Here is a 17632-nt window from a genome sequence, read left to right on the forward strand (position 1 = left end):
GGATGTCCTTCAATACAACGAAAGAATTTTAAAGAATTCTGACAATGATATTGTCGATCAACCTCGCCCGGCCGAACCAGACGGCCACGGCGATGAGGATATCACCCTGAAGACTTGAACAGGGTTTTAAATTTTTCGCATCCACACACTCTACGTAATCGATCCGGCCTGATGTTCTGCGGAGCATCTCCCGGACCAGGGCTTTGATGCGGGACGCCCTGCGTTCTCCTGCCCGGATCTGCGCGCGGGCCGCCTTCAGCGCGGCGTACAGTCCCGTGGCTTTCTGCCGCTGGTTTGGGGTCAGGTATCGGTTGCGCGAACTCATCGCCAGCCCGTCAGATTCGCGGACCGTCGGCTCGATCTGGACGCGGACCGGGAAATTCAGGTCGTCCACCATGCGCCGGATGACCGCGCACTGCTGGGCGTCTTTCTGGCCCAGGTACAGAACATCCGGAGTCACGATGTTGAGAAGTTTGGCGACCACCGTTGCCACCCCCCGGAAATGCCCGGGGCGTAACGCGCCGCAAAGCCCTTCAGAAAGACCGTCCACCTGCACCCGCGTGGAGAATCCCGCCGGATACATTCCGACGACCGACGGATAAAATATTATATCAACATTTGTTTTTTTTGCCAATAAAACATCTTTTTTCTGGGTGCGGGGATACCGGCGGAAATCTTCCTGGGGGCTGAATTGGGCGGGGTTGACAAAGATGCTCAAAACCGTCGCGTCGTTGTCCCGGACGCTGCGGCGCAGCAGTGTCGCGTGTCCTTCGTGCAGGGCCCCCATTGTCGGAACAAAGCCGATGCTCCGCCCTTGTTGTTTCAATTTGTTGATGGCTGAACGCAGTATGGGAATGGATGAGGTGATGAGCATGATCTATAATCTCGTCGGAAATATTTATCCATCATAGCCCATCCCGACGGTTTTGGGAAGAAGAAATTTTAATGAGGTCGCGACTTACGGAGCGTCAGCGAACGTAAGTTTGTTGGCCGAACCCATTCGACTTCGCTCAGGGTGGTTTGGCCCAGAGCGGCCAAACCACCGTAGGCCCCGAAGCCTTGATTTGCGCCAGCAAATCATGAGGGGTCATGAGAAAGACTATTTTTTCAGTCTGCTTAGAATTTTTCCCGCCCTCTCCGGCGCGATCTCCCCCAGCGGCTTCATGACAAAGTCCCTCTCCTGCATCCGCGGATGCGGCACGGTTAATTTCTTGGTTTGGATTTTTAAATCGTCGTAAAGCAGGATGTCGATGTCGATCGTCCGGGGGCCGTCCCTGACGGTGCGGACGCGGCCGAGCGATTTCTCGACAGAATGAATGGCTTTGAGGACTTCTTGGGGAGACAGTGTAGTGGAGGTTCTCGCGACAGCGTTGAGGAATTTTCCCTGGAGCGGGCCTCCGACAGGGTCGGTCTCGATGATCGTGGACAGGGCGTCCAGGGCGATCCCCTGGGCTTTCAATTCCTCCACGGCCCGCAGGATGTTGTCCCTCCGGTCGCCGAGATTGGATCCCAAGCCGAGGAAAACAGTAGCCAACGGAGTGTCCTTAGAATTGGGGACGGGGGATGTATCCCGTGCTCAAGCAGCGATCCAGCTTTTCTCTGATTCAGATTCAAGGAAAAGCGGTCTCGAAATCGCGCAGGACACAGCCCCCGTCCTTCTGCTGTGTTATTTCAAAGGATTTTGCCCAGACGGCCGACGGCTTCGGTCAGGCGTTCTTTGGGAACGGTGATGGACATCCGGATAAACCCTTCCCCGTTCGGCCCGAAGCCGACGCCAGGGGTCGCCACGATGTCCGCCTTTTCCAAAAAGGCCTTCGCGGTTTCCATGGAATCGTTGAAGCCTTTGGGGACCCGGGCCCAGACGTAGAACGCGGCCGGGGGCGGCGGGATTTTCCAGCCGATGCTCCTCAGCCCGTTGATAAGGCAGTCCCGGCGCTCTTCGTACATGGTCCGCAGGTCGTTGATCTCCCTTTCGTCCGTGTGCAGGGCCGTGATTGCGGCGACCTGGACGGCCTGAAAAATGCCGGAATCGAAATTGGATTTCACTTTGGCCAGGGCGGCCACCAGTTTGCTGTTGCCGCACGCCCAGCCGATGCGCCAGCCGGTCATGTTATACGTCTTGGAAAAGGAGTGGAACTCAACGGCCACGTCCCTGGCCCCGTCAATCTCCAGGATGCTGACCGGTTTTTTGCCTTCGTAATAGATCTCGGAGTACGCCATGTCCGAGACCAGAATAATGCCCTTCTCTTTGGCCAGGGCAACGAGTTCCTGGTAAAAAGATTTTGGGGCCACGGCGGCCGTGGGATTGTTCGGATAATTGACATACATGACCTTGGCGTCCTTGATCTCGGCGATTTTCTTGAGGTCCGGCAGGAAATCGTTCCCTTCCTTCATGGGAACGCTGACGATTTTTCCTCCGGCAAAGGATATGGACGGCCGGTAGGCCGGATAGGCCGGGTCGGTCAGGATGACCTTGTCTTTGGGATTGACGATCCCCAGGGGCAGGTGGGCCAGCCCTTCCTTGGAACCGATGAGCGGCAAAATTTCAGCGTTGGGGTCCAGGTCTGTTTGGAAACGGTTTTTGAACCAGACGGCGATTTCCTTGCGGAGCTCCGGGAGCCCGGCGTCAAAGGCGTAACGGTGGTTGGCCGGATCGGCAACGGCTTTCTGCATGGCCGCGACGATGTGCGGGAGCGTCGGGGTGTCGGGATCGCCGACGCCCAAGTCAATGATGTCCCGGCCTTCGGCGCGCGCCTTGCGTTTGGCCTGGTCGATTTCGACGAACAGATACGGCGGAAGTTCTTTCAGCCGGTCGGAAAATTCGATATTGAAACCCGTTGCTGTTTCGGTCATGCGGAAAACTCCCTTCCTTTATTATGCTGAGTCATCATAGAAAAGTCCCGACTTCATTTTGATTTTATTCGAGATAAGTCGTGGACTCCATATTTTTGGGGATCATTTTAATCCGAGGACATCCTGCATGCTGAAGAGCCCCTTTTTCTTGCGGGCGAGGAACTTCGCCGCCACCAGGGACCCTTCGGCGAAAATGTCGCGGGTCTTGGCGTGGTGGCGGATGGTGATCGTGTCAACCGCGCTGTCGAACGTGATGTCATGGTCGCCGATGATCTCCCCTTCGCGGATCGCCTGGATGTCGGCTACCTTGATCCCGGCGGCTTCTTCCGCGAGAGTGGCCATGGTCTTGGCGGTCCCGGACGGAGCGTCTTTTTTATGGATGTGGTGCGCTTCCTTGATCGTGATGACGTAGCCCTTGCCGGTGGCCTTGGCGGCTTTCTGGATCAAGCTGAAGACAATATTGACCCCCACCGACATATTTGAGGAAAAGACGATCGGGATTTTTTGCGCGGCCTTTTTGACCTGTGCGATCTGGCCGGGAAGCATGCCGGTTGTCCCGATGACCATCTTGACCCCGTACTTTTGGCAGGCCTTGAGGTGCTCCAGCGTGGCTTCGGGGGTGGTGAATTCGATCAGGACATCGCTTCCCTTTAAAGCGGACGCGTCGAAGTGCACCGGCATCCCCTGCCAGATGTTCTGGACATCCGGCCGGCCTTTGCTTTCCATCATGGCGGATAGTTTAAATGTCTTGTCTTTGAGGGCGAGCGATGTGATCCTCTGTCCCATTCGTCCCTGACAGCCGCTGACGGCTAATTTGATCATGACGGAATTCCTCAATTCTGGGCAGCGGCGGGTTCAGCGTCCGCGGCCGTTTTTTTGCCCTTTTTTCGCAACAGACCGTATTCCATGAGCGCGGCCTTGAGTTTGGCGCGATTCTGCCCGGACATGGGGCACAACGGAAGTCGCAGTCCCTCGGAGCACAGCCCCATGATTCCCATGGCGGTCTTGACCGGGATGGGGTTGGTCTCCAGGAACAGGGCCTTGAACAAGGGCAGCATCCGGTAATGCATTTTCTGGGCTTCCTTGAGATGCCCGCTGCGATAGAGGTGGATGAGCTTGGCGATGTCCTGCGGGATGATATTGGCCGCGACGGAAATGACCCCGGCCCCTCCGATGCTCAGGATCGGCAGGGTCAGGGTGTCATCGCCGGACAGCAGGATAAAATTCGGCGGGCAGAGGTGCTTGATCATCTGCATCTGGTCCAGGGAGCCGGAGGCCTCTTTGACCCCGATGATGTTCGTGCAATCATTGGCCAGGCGCGCGACCGTGGAGGGTTCGATGTTGACCGCGGTGCGCCCGGCGATATTGTACAGGATGACCGGGATCTTGACAGAGTCGGCGATCGCCTTGAAATGCTGGTAAAGGCCTTCCTGGGTCGGTTTGTTATAGTACGGGCTGACGACCAGCGCGGCGTTGGCCCCGGCCCGGGCCGCGTGCTTGGTCAGCATGACGGCCTCGGAAGTAGAGTTGGACCCTGTCCCGGCGATGATGGGCACGCGTCCCTTCGCGGCTTCGATGCAGATGTCGATGACGTGGTTGTGCTCGTCATAGGAGAGCGTGGGCGATTCCCCGGTCGTGCCGCAGGGGACGATCCCGTTGGTCCCGTTTTTGATCTGGAACGCGACCAGCTCCTTCAACCTCTTTTCATCAATCTTGTCGTTTTTGAAAGGTGTTGCGATGGCTACGATGGATCCGCCGATCATGGTGTTCTCTCCTTCTTGCGTAAGGTCTGCCATGTGATTTAGAGGAAATATTCTCCCGCTGCGATGAGTTTTGCGCTGCCCTTGAGCCAGACGTTGGACACCTGCCCGTTGTTCAGGTCGAACGTCACCTGCAGGACTTCCCCGCTGGCGGTCCGCACCCGCATCCTGGCGTTCTTTGCGTTTTGGACGCCGGGGTTCGCTTTTAAATAAGACACGATCCCTGCCGCCACGCTGCCTGTCCCGCAGGCCCTGGTTTCGTCCTCCACTCCCCGTTCATAGGTCCGCACAGCCACGAGGTTTTGGCCGATCTGTTCGACAAAATTCACGTTGGTCCCTCGGGGCTTGAATTGTTCGTGGTAGCGGACACCAGGCGCGATCTCCCGCACGCCGACGGTTTCCAGCCCGTCCACGTAAATGATGGTGTGCGGCACGCCGGTATCGATGTAGTGCACACGGATATCCCGGTCTCCGAGCTTGAGGGCCAGATCCGGGTGGTAATCCCGCGGATCGCTCAACCGCACGTGAGCGGTTTCTCCCTTGGCCTCGGCGAGGATGATTCCCGCCATCGTTTCCATGGAAAACAATTTTTTCCTCGGTTTGCGGTTGCGGACGATATACGCGGCCATGCAGCGCGCGCCGTTTCCGCACATTTCGGCCTCGGAGCCGTCCGCGTTGATGATCCGCATGCGGTAATCGGCTTTGGAAGACGGGCCGAGGATCAAAATTCCGTCCGCGCCCACGCCGTTGGTGCGGTCGCAGACCCGGGGCGCCAGCTTTTTGTAATCCAGTTTCACCCGGCCGTCAACAACGAGGAAATCATTGCCGGCCCCGGCCATCTTTGTGAATTTAAGAGATTTTGCCATATCTTTCTGTCCAACCACCACAACCCCCGGGGTTGTGGTGGTGTGTTATTTTAAAAATGCCGGGATGGTTTCCCCGCGCATCAGGTCTGTGTATGTTTCGCGGCGTTTGGTCACGGCGAAGCGGCTTCCCTTGACGAACACTTCCGGCACGCGGCAGCGGACGTTGTAATTGCTCGACATCACATACCCGTACGCGCCGGCGCTCATGACCGCCAGGAGGTCCCCTTTCTTCACTTTTGGGATGTCCCTTTCCTTGGCGAAAAAGTCCCCGCTCTCGCAGATCGGCCCGACCACGTCCACCTTTTCGGAGACCGCCGTTGTCTGCTTGACCGGGACGACTTCGTGGTAGGCGTTATACAGGGAAGGCCGGATCAGGTCGTTCATCCCTCCGTCCACGATGATAAATTTTTTAAACCCGTTGTCCTTCAGGTAGAGCACGCGCGTGACAAATATCCCGGCGTTGCCCACGATGAAGCGGCCCGGCTCCATGACGATCTTCAATCCCGTCTGTTTCAGGAACGGCAGGATCGCGTCGGCAAACACCTGCGCGGTTTGCGGCTGTTCATCCTTATAGATGATCCCCATCCCGCCGCCGATGTCCAGATATTCGATCCTGATCCCGTCCTTTTTCAATTCCGCCAGGAACCCGATGACCTTTTGGATCGCGCTGATGAACGGCGCGCTGGTCACGATCTGCGATCCGATATGGATGTGCAGGCCGCAGATGTTCACATGCGGGTACTTGTTCCTCTGCTTGAGGATATTCCGCGTGGATTGCAGGTCGATCCCGAATTTGTTTTTGAGCGTTCCTGTGGTGATGTGGCTGTGCGTGGCCGCTTCCACGTCCGGGTTGATGCGAAGCGCCGCCCGGGCTTTTTTGCCCATTTTTCTGGAGATGGCGTTGATGGTCTCCAGCTCGTGGACAGATTCGACATTGAAGAACAAAATATTTTTTTTGAGCGCGAAGGCGATCTCCTCTTCGGTCTTGCCCACCGAGGCGAAGACGATCTTTTTCGGGTCCACCCCGGCCTTGAGCGCCTTCTTGAACTCGCCGATAGACACGATGTCCACCCCAGCGCCCAGGTTGATCAGCGTGCGCAGGACAGCCAGGTTGCCGTTGGATTTCATGGCAAAACAGATCGTCGGGTTGACCTCGGCGAACGCCCGTTGGATCTTGGTGAAGTGGTCGGTCAGGGTGTGATGGCTGTAAAGGTAAAACGGAGTCCCCACCTGCCTGGCGACCCGGCTCACCGGGACGTCTTCACAGTGCAGTTCGCTATTTTTGAATTTGAAATCGTGCATTTAATGAGCCCCAAACTTACGGAGCCGTAGGCGAACGTAAGTTTGCTGGGCGAATTAACCCCGGCCGGTTGCCCTGCCCAAGCGGTTAGGGCAGCCGGGGGCTTGTCCGTTTTACGGATTTTTTCGAATTAACGGAATGCTCCGGATTGATGATTTTTCGAGTGACCTTGCCGTTCAGCAAAGGATGAAAGTTTTTTAAGGTCTCATCCGGCATGCTCCAGATTTCTTCCCCGCTCTTGAGCTTGTATTGAATGAGTTTCCCGATGATCGTGTGCGCTTCCTTGAAGGGCACCTTGTTTTGCACTAAATAATCGGACAAATCCGTTGCGTAAAGCGATTCATCCTGAAGCTGCTTTTCGATGTTTTCTTCTTTGAACGTGACGTTCTTAAACAGTTCGGCCAGGACCTTGAGTTCCTTTTGGATAATTTCAAAGGAATCAAAAAGCGGTTCCTTGTCCAACTGCATGTCCCGGTTATAACTCAGGGGCAAACCTTTCATCATGGTCAGGACGCTGACCAGGTTGCCGTAGAGCCGCCCGGTGTAACCCCGGACCAATTCCAGCACATCCGGGTTTTTCTTTTGCGGCATCAGCGAACTGCCCGTGCAGAAAGCGTCGTCGATATCTATGAAATCGAATTCTTTGGATGACCACAGGATCATGTCTTCAGCCAAGCGGGACAGGTGCATGCCGAGGATGCTCAGGTCGCTTAAACTGGCAACCACAAAATCCCGGTCGCTGACCGAATCCAGGGCGTTCTCTGTGGGCCGGATGCCCTTGGGCAGAAATTCATTGGCGGAAAAGTTATAGAGACTGGCCGGGATCATCGTGCCGGCCAAGGCCCCGGCTCCCAGCGTCAGCGGGATATTCTCAAACGTCTGGCTGATCCGGACTGCGTCCCGGTGCAGCATGGCCACATAAGCCCCCAGATAGTCTGTCAGGGCCACGGGAATGGCATGCTGGAGATGCGTGTAGCCAGGGATACAAACGTTTTTGTTTTTTTTCGCAAGGTCCGTCAAAGTTTTCGCCAATTGGGACGTCAGGGCCCATGTTTTGAACAAATTGCTCAAGGCATACAACTTGACGTCAAACACCACCTGGTCATTGCGCGAACGGCAGGTGTGCAATTTCAGCACGGCCTTCCCCGCCTTCTTTCCCAGGAGGTGTTGAATGCAGGAATGAATGTCTTCAAACGACGGGTCCGCTTTGAACTTGCCGTTCCGGATTTCGTTGAGGATCGAGCGCAACCCGGCAGCGAGTTTTTTATACTCGGCAGACGAGATCAATCGCGCCTTTTTGAGGACGTCAATGTGATACAGCGAGCCGATCACATCCGCCTCGGCCAGCTTCTGGTCGAAATGGATCGAACCGGTGAACTCCTCCACCAGCTTATTCGTGGCCTTGCTGAACCGCCCGCCCCAAAGTTTTACCATTTTGATTTCCCTTTGTATCCGTGTGCGCTTGTGTTCGTGTGTCCTGTGTCCGCGTGTCCTGTGTCCGTGTGTCCTGTGTCCGTGTTAGTACGGCATGCCCCACAGCCGGATGAACCCTTCCGCCAGTTTCTGGTCGAATGTGTCCTTGTCGCCGTATGTGGCCAATTCTTCCTTGTACCGTGAAAACTTGGATTTGCGCCCGACAACCACGCAGTTCCCTTTATGCAGGCGCAGCCGGATCGTGCCGGTCACGTTTTCCTGTGTCTTGTTGACATAGTCGTCCAGCTGATGCTTGAGCGGAGTTTCCCAAAGTCCGTAATACGTCAGTTCCGCGTATTTGTGCGCGATCCCCTGTTTGAAATGCAATGTTTCCCGGTCCAGGACCAGCGATTCCAGGTCCTGGTGCGCGGTGTAAAGGATCGTTCCCGCCGGGTTTTCGTAATTCTCCCGGGATTTGATTCCGACCAGGCGGTTTTCGATCATGTCCACCCGCCCGACCCCGTTCTTGCCGCCGATCTCGTTCAAGGCCTGGATGATCTCGACCGAGCCGTAGGACTTGCCGTCAATCTTGACCGGGATCCCTTTGTTGAATTCAATTTCGACATAGGCCGGCTGGTTCGGCGCTTTCTGGGGGCTCACGGTCATCTTGTAAATTTCTTCAGGCGGCTCCTGCCACGGGTCTTCCAGGACTCCGCATTCGATGCTGCGTCCGTAAAGATTGATGTCGATGCTGTAAGGGCTCTTCTTGGTCACATTGACCGGGATTTTGTGCTTTTGCGCGTATTCTATTTCTTCCTCGCGCGTCTTGAATTCCCAGATGCGGACCGGCGCGATCTGTTCGAGTTTGCGGTCCAGCAATGATATCGTTGTCTCAAACCGGACCTGGTCGTTGCCCTTGCCCGTGCATCCGTGGGCCACGGCCGTGGCTTTTTCCTTGTGCGCCACTTCGACCTGGTGCTTGGCGATCAGCGGCCGGGACAGGGCCGTCGCGAGAAGATATTTGTTCTCGTAAATCGCGCCGGCTTTGAGCGCCGGGAACACGTAATCTTCGACGAATTCTTTTTTCAGGTTCAGGACATAAACCTTGGAAGCGCCGGTCGCGAGGGCGCGTTTCTCGATTGCGGTGAAATCCTCGCCTTGTCCCACATCGGCGATGCAGGCGACCACATCGTAACCTTTGTCCTTGAGCCATTTGATGGCGCAGGAGGTGTCCAGCCCTCCGGAATAAGCCAATACCACTTTCTTCATCGGGTAACTCCTTTATGGGTACACACTCACGCACGAGCACACGTACACATGTTTTTTGTGTCCATGTGTACGTGCGTCCGTGAGCTCGTTATCTTTTTCCTAAGAGCGCCACCAAAACCGCTTTCTGTGCGTGCAGCCGGTTCTCCGCCTGGTCGAAAATGATGGAGTGCGGACCGTCGATCACGTCTTCCGTGACTTCCTGGCCCCGGTGGGCCGGCAGGCAGTGCATAAAAATGTAATTGGGATCGGCCAGCTTCGCGAGTTTGGCGTTGATCTGGTAACCCTTCAAATCTTTCAGCCGCTTTTTCGCTTCCTTTTCCTGCCCCATGCTGACCCAGACGTCCGCGTAAATGACCTGGGCCCCCCGCGCGGCGTCTTCCGGTTTTCGGAGGACTTCGATTTTCGCGCCGGATCCTTTGGCAAAGGCCTGGGCGTTTTTCAGGATCGCGGGGTTGGGCTCATACCCTTTGGGCGCGGCGATCTTCATGTTCATTCCGATCTTCGCGCAACCGATCATCAGCGAGTGGCAGACATTATTGCCGTCTCCGATATAGGCGAGAGTGATTCCCTGAAATGCCTTGAAACGTTCCCGGATGGCCATCAGGTCTGCCAGGGCCTGGCAGGGGTGATAAAGATCGCAAAGCCCGTTGATGACCGGGACGGTGGCGTGTTCGGCCAGGTCCACGACGTCCTTATGGGAGAACGTCCGCGCCACGAGACCGTCCACGTAGCGGGACAAGGTTTTGGCCACGTCCGCGGTCGTCTCCCGGACACCCAGATTGATTTCTTCCGGCCCCAGGTAAATGCAGTTGCCGCCCAGCTGCCGGATCCCGACCTCGAAGGACACGCGGGTGCGGTTCGACGGCTTCTGAAAAATGAGCGCCAGGGTCTTTCCTTTCAGGTCGTCCCGAAGGGCCCGTGTCCGCTTCAGTTCATCGGCCAGGTCGAGCAAGCCGGTGATTTCTTCCGGCCGGTAATCTTTGAGAGCGATCAGATCGCGTTTCATGGTTTGCTTCCTTTGATCGTTGTTTCCAGGGCGGCTTCAATGATCTTGACGGCTTTATCTATCTGCTTTTTCGTGACGTTCAGCGCCGGCATGATCCGCAGGATGTTCCCCTGCGTGCAATTGATGATGAGCCCCTGGTTCAGGCATTCCTCTACAACGGCCTTGCCTTCCATCTTCATCTGTACGCCGAGCATCAATCCTATCCCACGCACGTCGGTGATGCAATCAAATTTTTCCTTAAGCGCAAGGAGTTTTCCTCGCAAATATTCGCCCATCTTTTTTGTGTTTTTGAGCATGCCGTCCGCCTCAATCGCCTTGAAAACACCCAGGGCCGCCTTGCAGATCACGGGCCCTCCCCCGAATGTGGACGCGTGCATCCCCGGCTTGAGCGTGCCGGAAATGGACTCTTTCACGACCAGGACCCCGATCGGCAGTCCGCCGCCGAGCGCCTTGGCCAGCGTCATCAGGTCCGGTTTGATCCCGTAGTGTTGAAACCCGAACATCTCTCCGGTCCGTCCGATCCCGGTCTGGACTTCGTCGAAGATGAGCAGGATGTCCTTTTCATCGCAAATGGCCCGGAGTTCCCGGAGGTAGGCTGGGTCCGCCACATTGATCCCGCCTTCGCCCTGGATCAGCTCCAGCATGACCGCGATCGTTTTCGGCGTCAGCGCGGCCTTGAGCGCGTCCATGTCATTGAACGGGATGGTGACAAACCCCGGCGGCAGCGGCGCGAACCCGTCCTGGTATTTTCTCTGTCCCGTGGCGGCCAGCGCTCCCATGGTTCGGCCGTGGAAGGAATTCTTCATGGTGACGATCTCGAACCGTTCCCCTTTGCCGTAAGCCCGGGCGAATTTGATCGCGGCCTCGGCCGCCTCGGCCCCGCTGTTGCAGAAAAAGACCTTGCCCGGATAGGCGCGGCGGATGATCTCTCTGGCCAGCTTGGCCTGGTGCGGGTGATAAAGGTTGTTCGGGATGTGGATCAGTTTCCCAATTTGGTCCCGCACCGCCGCCATGACTTTGGGATGGCAGTGCCCGACGTTGTTCACGCCCCAGCCCGGGAAAAAGTCCAGGTATTTTTTCCCGGTGATGTCAATGAGCGTGCTCCCCTTCCCTTTCACGAAAATGACAGGGACCCGCGTGTAAGTGGACAGGATGAATTGATCGTAATTGTCTAAAATGCCTTGTTTGTTCATAGGTTTCTGTCGTTAGGCTTTGATGATCTGGGTCCCGATACCACGGTCGGTGAAGATCTCCAGGAGCAGGGCGTGCCGGATCTTGGCGTCGATGATGTGGGTCTTGTGCACCCCGCCCTCCAGGGCTTCAAGGCAGGAATTGACTTTCGGGATCATCCCGCCGGCAATAACGCTTTGCTTGATCCAGTTCTGGACCTCGTCATAGGTCAAGGTCGAGATCAGGGATTCCGGGTCCTCGGGGTTGCGCATGACGCCGGGGACGTTGGTCAGGATCACGAGTTTTTCCGCCTTCATGGAAACCGAGATCGCGCTCGCCACTTCATCCGCATTGACGTTGTGCGGTTGTTTTTCCGAGCTCACGCCCAAAGGGGAAACAACCGTGATGTGCCCTTTGCGCAGGTGCTCTTCGATCGCCTCCCGCTCAACGGAGGTGATCGTGCCGACAAACCCCAGGTCCCGGGAGGCGCTTTTCTTTTCCACGTAAATGATGTTTTCCTGCCCCTTCAGTCCCGTGACATCGCCCTTCAGTTCCTGGAGCTCGGTGACGATCTGCCGGTTGAGCTTCTCCAGTTCCTCAATGACGATCTTGAGCGTGGCTTTGTCCGTGATGCGGATCCCTTCGTGGAATTCCGGTTTGACCCCGGTTTCCTTGAGCCGCGAGCTGATGTGCGGCCCGCCGCCGTGCACCAGGATCGTCCGGACCCCGACATAACTCAAAAAGACGATGTCTTCCAGGACGTTTTTGCGGATGGCCGGGTTGTCCAGGATGCTGCCGCCGTATTTGATGACAAATATCTTTCGGCGGAACGCGTTGATATACGGGATCGCCTCGACCAGGACGCCCGCTTTTTTGATGATGTCTTCCATCCGTCCATGACCTCAGTTGTATTTGCCGTTGATGGTGACGTATTCGTGAGAAAGATCGGATGTGTACACGACCGCGTGCGCCGAACCGCGGCCGACGTCCGTGTGGATCTTGATGATTTTTTTCGCAAATGAGCTGAAGCGGATCTTGAGGTCCTCTTCCTTGATGTTCAGTCCCAGGGATCCCACAGCCGCCGCCACCCGGCCCCAGTTGGGATTGCTGCCGTAGAGCGCGGTCTTGACGAGGGGCGAATTGGCGACCGTCATGGCGATCAGCCGCGCTTCCTTTTCATCCTTGGCGCCGTGGCAGTGGATTTCGACGAACTTGGTCGCGCCTTCCCCATCTTCCACGATTTTTTTGGCCAGGAACAGGCAGACATGGGTCAGGGCCTCGCAGAAAATTTTGAAATCTTTGCCGGACGTTTTGATGATCCGGTTACCGGCCAGGCCGTTGGTCATCAGGGTGACCATGTCGTTGGTGCTCATGCACCCGTCCACCGTGATGCAGTTGAACGTCTTGTCCACCGCGGTTTTGAGGGCCAGCTTGAGCATGGGCGCGCTGACAGCGGCGTCGCTGGTGATGAAGCCCAGCATCGTCGCCATGTTGGGCGCGATCATTCCCGACCCCTTGGCGCAACCGCCGATGCTCACGGCCTTCCCCCCGACCGTGATCTTGACGGCGATTTCCTTATTGATCAGGTCTGTCGTGAGGATAGACTTGGCCATCAGGCCGCCGCCGGAGCGCTTCAGCCCTTTGACCAATTGCGGCGCCGCGGCCGCGATCTTAAGATACGGCAGGGTTTTGCCGATGATGCCGGTGGAGGTGACGAGGACATCATCTGCCGGGATATTCAGAAGCTCCCCAATGACCTGGCACGTCCGTTCCGCGTAAAGTACGCCGAAGTGACCGGTGAAACAGTTGGCGTTCCCGCTGTTGACCACGACTGCCTGCGACCGGTTGTTGCTCAGGTGTTTTTTGGTCACGATGAGCGGCGCGGCTATGACGGAGTTCTTTGTGAAGACCCCTGCGGTCACGGCCGGGACTTCGCTGGCAATCAATCCCAGGTCGAGTTTACCGGACCGTTTGATCCCGCAATAAAGCCCATTGGCTTTGTATCCGATGGGGGCGCTGACTCCGCCCGTAATGATTTTCATGGGGAATTCCTTTATAGTCAGATGTTAAAATTTAATGACTTCTGACCGCTGATTTCTGACCGCTGATTTCTGACCGCTGACTTCTGACGATTCAAATCAAACCTATTTGCTCGTTGATGCCGCACATGATGTTCATGTTCTGGACGGCCTGGCCCGCGGCCCCTTTGTACAGGTTGTCGATCGCCGAGGTGATGACCAGAAGCTTGCCGTCGTCGCTAAGCGCCAGCCCGATGTCACAATAATTGGTGCCCACCACATTCTTCAGTTCAGGCTGCTGGCCCGGGCCGAGCACACGGACGAACGGTTCGGTTTTATAAAATCTTTGATACAGCGCCTGGATTTTCTCTTCGCTGGATTTGCGGTTAAGCGTCACGTAAATCGTTTCCAGGATGCCGTGGTTGACCGGAAGCAGGTGCGGCACGAATGTGACCGAAATCTTGCGGTCTGAAACCCGCGAGAGATACTGGTTGATCTCCGGCGTGTGCTGGTGGTTCATCACTTTGTAGGCCTTGAAATTTTCGTTGACTTCACAGTAGATAAAACCGGCCGAGACTTTTTTCCCGGCGCCGCTCACGCCGGATTTGGCGTCAATGATGATGGCCCCGACCTCTTCCCCTTTGGTCATGGTCATCGGGGCCAGGGCCAGGATCGCGGCTGTGGGATAACAGCCGGGGTTGCTGACCAGGGCGGCTTTCTTGATTTTTTCCCGGAGGATTTCCGGAAGCCCGTAAACGGCCTTGCCGAGATTGGCAGTGTCCTTGTGGCCGGCCCCGTACCATTTCTTGAACTCTTCCGGGGAGGACAGCCGGTAGTCCCCGCTGAAATCGATCACCTGTTTCCCTGCTTTAAGGAGCTGCGGGGTGATGTCCATCGAAACCGTATGCGGCACGGCTAAAAAAATGACGTCGCAGAGATCCGCCGCGGTTTTAGGGTCAAATTTGGTGCAGGTCAGGTCGGTCTCTCCCTTGAGCCGCGGCCAGATGTCCCCCACCGGCCCCTGGGTGTTATTGGCGCTCACATAGGTGACGCGCACATGAGGGTGTTTGAGCAGGATTTTGAGGGCGGTATAACCGGAATAACCGCTGATCCCGACAATGCCGACCCGGACCAGCTTTTCAGTTGCGGATTTTAGCGTCATTTTTAATTCCTTGAGTGATAAAGGTTTATACTAAAATAAAAAACCTATCTCGTCAACTCTTTTATCGAGGGAGAGATAGGTTAGTTTCGTGCAAAATATGTCGAGAAACAGATTAACGCTTAACCCACTGAAACTTCTTTCTCGCTCCCTTCTGGCCCGGTTTTTTCCTTTCCTTCATCCTGGGATCACGGGTCAGGCAGTTGGTTTTACGCAAAGATTTCCTGTTCTCCTCATCAAACAGCGACAAGGCGCGGGAGATGCCCAGACGAAAGGCGCCTGCCTGGCCGCTCAAGCCGCCGCCGGTGATTTTGGCGATGATATCAAATTTGCTGACTGTGTTGGTCATTTTTAGGGGTTCCAGAATGGTGATGCGGTCGGTCTCCCGGATGAAATAATTTTCAAAAACGCGTGAATTAACGGTAATCTTCCCGTTGCCCGGCATGAGGTTGACATGGGCAATCGATGTTTTCCGGCGTCCCGTAGCTTCATATTTAACCATTTCGACCATCAAAAAACTCTCTTTCTGCGAGATGTTTAAACGTCCAAGGGGATCGGTTTCTGGGCCTGGTGGGGGTGCTGGTCGCCCGCGTACACCCGGACCCGCCGGCGGATCTGGTCGCCTAATTTTCCATCGGGGATCATCCGGCTGATGGCCAGTTGCATGGCCTGGGTCGGCGCGATCTGGAGCATGTCCCCCAAAGCGACTTTCTTTAAACCGCTGCGATAACCCGAATAGCGTTTGTAAATTTTATCTGTCATCTTCTTCCCGGTGACGCGGATTTTCTCGGCGTTGATGACGATGACCGTGTCTCCCGTGTCCAGATGCGGGGTGAACATGGCCTTGTGCTTGCCGCGGAGGACATGGGCGACTTTCGCCGCGACACGGCCGAGGATTTTATCCTTGGCGTCCACCACGTAGCATTTCTGCTGGATTTCGTCGAGTTTCGGAACGTAAGTTTTGTTATTTTTCATGGCAAAAGATTGAAATTTGTCGGTTAAGATTCAAAAAGTATATCATTTTCGCCTGATTTGTCAAATAGTTATTTTCTCTATTTCCCCGGCCGCGCTTTTTGTTTTTTGTCCGGATACCGCACGGTGACCAGGCAAAGCCCCCTGGCCGGAGCGGTGTCCCCGGCATACCCGCGGTCCTTCTGCAGGAGGATTTTGCGCATACTCCCGGAGGGAAGCTTGCCGCTGCCGATTTCAATGAGTGTCCCCACGATATTGCGCACCATTTTGTAAAGGAACCCGTCGGATTCAACGTCAATGCTGATCCACGGCCCTTCCTTTTTGACGGATAACCGGCGGATGGTGCGTACCGTATCTTTTTCTCCAGGCTTCATTTTTTCGGCGGTGTCGCTGGCCATAAAGGAACGAAAATCCTTTCGCCCCACCAGGACCTGGCCTTCCCTTCGCATCAGTGTCGCGTCTAAAGGGTAGGGGACATGGAAAGCGAGCTTGCGAAGACACGCGCAACGCACCGGGCGGTTGAGGATCGTGTAGCGGTATGTTTTGGATTTGGCGTTGAATTGCGCGTGGAAACCGTCCGGGACTTCCGCGGCCGCAAGAACCGCGATGTCTGCGGGCAGGTTGGCGTTCAGGGCCCGGACCATTTCTTCCGCCGGCATGCTTGTCTCGGCCTTGAAATTTGCGGCCTGGCCGAGGGCGTGGGTCCCGCTGTCGGTCCGGCCGGATCCGACCAGGACGATGTCCCGTTTGAAAATTTTTCTCAGGGCCTTCTGGATCTCTCCCTGTACGGTCCGGTGCCTGGGCCCCTGGACCTGCCAACCTTCAAATTCTGTTCCGTCATATTCGATGGTCAGCTTGATGTTGCGGGGCATGGGCTCAGAGGATCTCTGCGATTTGCACGGCGTTCAGGGCCGCGCCTTTGCGCAGGTTGTCGGCCACCACCCAGAGGTTCAGGCCGTTGGCGACCGTGTCGTCTTCGCGGATGCGGCCGACATACGTGTCGTCCTTGCCGTCGGCGTCGAGGGGCATCGGGTAGCGGCTGTTCTTCACGTCGTCAACCACCTTCACTCCCGGCGCTTTGGACAGGAGTTCGATGGCCTTCTCGCGGCTGATCTTTTTTTCCGTTTCGATATTGACCGCTTCGCTGTGGCTGTTGAAGACGGGCACGCGCACGCATGTCGCCGTGACCTTGATCAAGGGGTCGTGCATGATCTTCTGTGTCTCGTTGACCATCTTGATTTCTTCTTTGGTGTAGAAGTTTTCCTGGAACACGTCGATCTGCGGGATCAGATTATGGGCGATCGGATGCGCGAACTTTTTGAAGGCCTTGCCCCCTTCGAGCTGGGCCTTGAATTCCTCCACGGCTTCGGCCCCGGCCCCGGAAACGGCCTGGTAGGTCGAAACCACGATGCGTTTGATCTTGCCGTAATCATGCAGGGGCTTTAAGGCCACCAGCATCTGGATCGTCGAGCAGTTCGGGTTGGCGATGATCCCTTTGTGCTTCTTGACGTCCTCGGGATTGACTTCCGGGACAACGAGAGGAACATCCGGGAACATCCGGAAATAGCTGGTGTTGTCGATCACGACCGCGCCGTCCTTGGCCGCGACCGGGGCCCATTCCTTGCTGATGTCCGCTCCGGGGGAGCTCAACACGATATCGATCCCTTTGAAGGAGTCCTTGTTCAGCGCTTCATATGTGATGCCGTCCAACTGTCCTCCCGCTCCGCTGGGGGACAGAAGCTTCAGCCCCTGGACCGGGAATTTGCGTTCCCGGACGATCCGGTACATGCATTGTCCGACGGCCCCTCGGATCCCGAGAATGGCAACATTGTATTTTTTCATGGAG

The 17632-nt window shown here is 56.2% G+C and carries 18 protein-coding genes; all 18 read right to left on the reverse strand.

What is annotated here, in order from left to right:
• Nucleotides 1–28: 28 nt before the first annotated feature.
• Entirely contained in the window at nucleotides 29–874 is an 846-nt protein-coding gene (panC, locus tag Q8Q08_11125) for a pantoate--beta-alanine ligase (GenBank protein ID MDP2654563.1), read from the reverse strand.
• A gap of 225 nt (nucleotides 875–1099) precedes the next feature.
• The gene (gene folK / locus Q8Q08_11130) at nucleotides 1100–1534 is read right to left on the reverse strand and encodes a 2-amino-4-hydroxy-6-hydroxymethyldihydropteridine diphosphokinase (protein ID MDP2654564.1); all 435 of its coding nucleotides are present in this window, start codon (nucleotides 1532–1534) and stop codon (nucleotides 1100–1102) included.
• Between the two features lie 137 nt (nucleotides 1535–1671).
• Nucleotides 1672–2853, reverse strand: coding sequence for an LL-diaminopimelate aminotransferase (locus tag Q8Q08_11135; GenBank protein ID MDP2654565.1), 1182 nt, complete (start codon nucleotides 2851–2853; stop codon nucleotides 1672–1674).
• Between the two features lie 102 nt (nucleotides 2854–2955).
• Nucleotides 2956–3675 carry a 4-hydroxy-tetrahydrodipicolinate reductase gene (dapB, locus tag Q8Q08_11140; protein ID MDP2654566.1) on the reverse strand — a complete coding sequence of 240 codons (720 nt, stop codon included), beginning with the start codon at nucleotides 3673–3675 and terminating at the stop codon, nucleotides 2956–2958.
• Nucleotides 3676–3686: 11 nt separating this feature from the next.
• Nucleotides 3687–4616 (reverse strand): 4-hydroxy-tetrahydrodipicolinate synthase, encoded by a 930-nt coding sequence (gene dapA, locus Q8Q08_11145; protein MDP2654567.1) that lies wholly within the window; start codon nucleotides 4614–4616, stop codon nucleotides 3687–3689.
• Nucleotides 4617–4654: 38 nt separating this feature from the next.
• Nucleotides 4655–5479 (reverse strand): diaminopimelate epimerase, encoded by an 825-nt coding sequence (dapF, locus tag Q8Q08_11150; GenBank protein MDP2654568.1) that lies wholly within the window; start codon nucleotides 5477–5479, stop codon nucleotides 4655–4657.
• 45 nt (nucleotides 5480–5524) lie between these two features.
• Nucleotides 5525–6781, reverse strand: coding sequence for a diaminopimelate decarboxylase (gene lysA, locus Q8Q08_11155; GenBank protein ID MDP2654569.1), 1257 nt, complete (start codon nucleotides 6779–6781; stop codon nucleotides 5525–5527).
• 85 nt (nucleotides 6782–6866) lie between these two features.
• Nucleotides 6867–8213 carry an argininosuccinate lyase gene (gene argH, locus Q8Q08_11160; protein MDP2654570.1) on the reverse strand — a complete coding sequence of 449 codons (1347 nt, stop codon included), beginning with the start codon at nucleotides 8211–8213 and terminating at the stop codon, nucleotides 6867–6869.
• 84 nt (nucleotides 8214–8297) lie between these two features.
• The gene (locus tag Q8Q08_11165) at nucleotides 8298–9461 is read right to left on the reverse strand and encodes an argininosuccinate synthase (GenBank protein MDP2654571.1); all 1164 of its coding nucleotides are present in this window, start codon (nucleotides 9459–9461) and stop codon (nucleotides 8298–8300) included.
• A gap of 88 nt (nucleotides 9462–9549) precedes the next feature.
• The gene (gene argF / locus Q8Q08_11170; GenBank protein ID MDP2654572.1) at nucleotides 9550–10467 is read right to left on the reverse strand and encodes an ornithine carbamoyltransferase; all 918 of its coding nucleotides are present in this window, start codon (nucleotides 10465–10467) and stop codon (nucleotides 9550–9552) included.
• Complete coding sequence (locus Q8Q08_11175) at nucleotides 10464–11660, reverse strand: aspartate aminotransferase family protein (protein MDP2654573.1); 1197 nt, start codon at nucleotides 11658–11660, stop codon at nucleotides 10464–10466. Before Q8Q08_11175 ends, argF begins: the two co-directional genes overlap by 4 nt.
• Before the next feature lie 12 nt (nucleotides 11661–11672).
• The gene (argB, locus tag Q8Q08_11180) at nucleotides 11673–12527 is read right to left on the reverse strand and encodes an acetylglutamate kinase (protein ID MDP2654574.1); all 855 of its coding nucleotides are present in this window, start codon (nucleotides 12525–12527) and stop codon (nucleotides 11673–11675) included.
• 12 nt (nucleotides 12528–12539) lie between these two features.
• Entirely contained in the window at nucleotides 12540–13679 is a 1140-nt protein-coding gene (gene argJ, locus Q8Q08_11185; GenBank protein ID MDP2654575.1) for a bifunctional glutamate N-acetyltransferase/amino-acid acetyltransferase ArgJ, read from the reverse strand.
• A 91-nt stretch (nucleotides 13680–13770) separates the two neighbouring features.
• Nucleotides 13771–14817, reverse strand: a complete 1047-nt coding sequence (gene argC, locus Q8Q08_11190) for an N-acetyl-gamma-glutamyl-phosphate reductase (GenBank protein MDP2654576.1) — start codon at nucleotides 14815–14817, stop codon at nucleotides 13771–13773.
• Nucleotides 14818–14929: 112 nt separating this feature from the next.
• Entirely contained in the window at nucleotides 14930–15325 is a 396-nt protein-coding gene (gene rpsI / locus Q8Q08_11195) for a 30S ribosomal protein S9 (GenBank protein ID MDP2654577.1), read from the reverse strand.
• Between the two features lie 26 nt (nucleotides 15326–15351).
• On the reverse strand, nucleotides 15352–15789 hold the full coding sequence (rplM, locus tag Q8Q08_11200; protein MDP2654578.1) for a 50S ribosomal protein L13: 438 nt from the start codon (nucleotides 15787–15789) through the stop codon (nucleotides 15352–15354).
• A gap of 77 nt (nucleotides 15790–15866) precedes the next feature.
• Nucleotides 15867–16658, reverse strand: coding sequence for a tRNA pseudouridine(38-40) synthase TruA (gene truA / locus Q8Q08_11205; protein MDP2654579.1), 792 nt, complete (start codon nucleotides 16656–16658; stop codon nucleotides 15867–15869).
• Between the two features lie 4 nt (nucleotides 16659–16662).
• Nucleotides 16663–17628 (reverse strand): aspartate-semialdehyde dehydrogenase, encoded by a 966-nt coding sequence (locus Q8Q08_11210; GenBank protein ID MDP2654580.1) that lies wholly within the window; start codon nucleotides 17626–17628, stop codon nucleotides 16663–16665.
• Nucleotides 17629–17632: the final 4 nt, after the last annotated feature.

The organism is Candidatus Omnitrophota bacterium, from assembly GCA_030688425.1.
GTDB lineage: Bacteria > Omnitrophota > Gorgyraeia > Zapsychrales > JANLHA01 > JAUYIB01.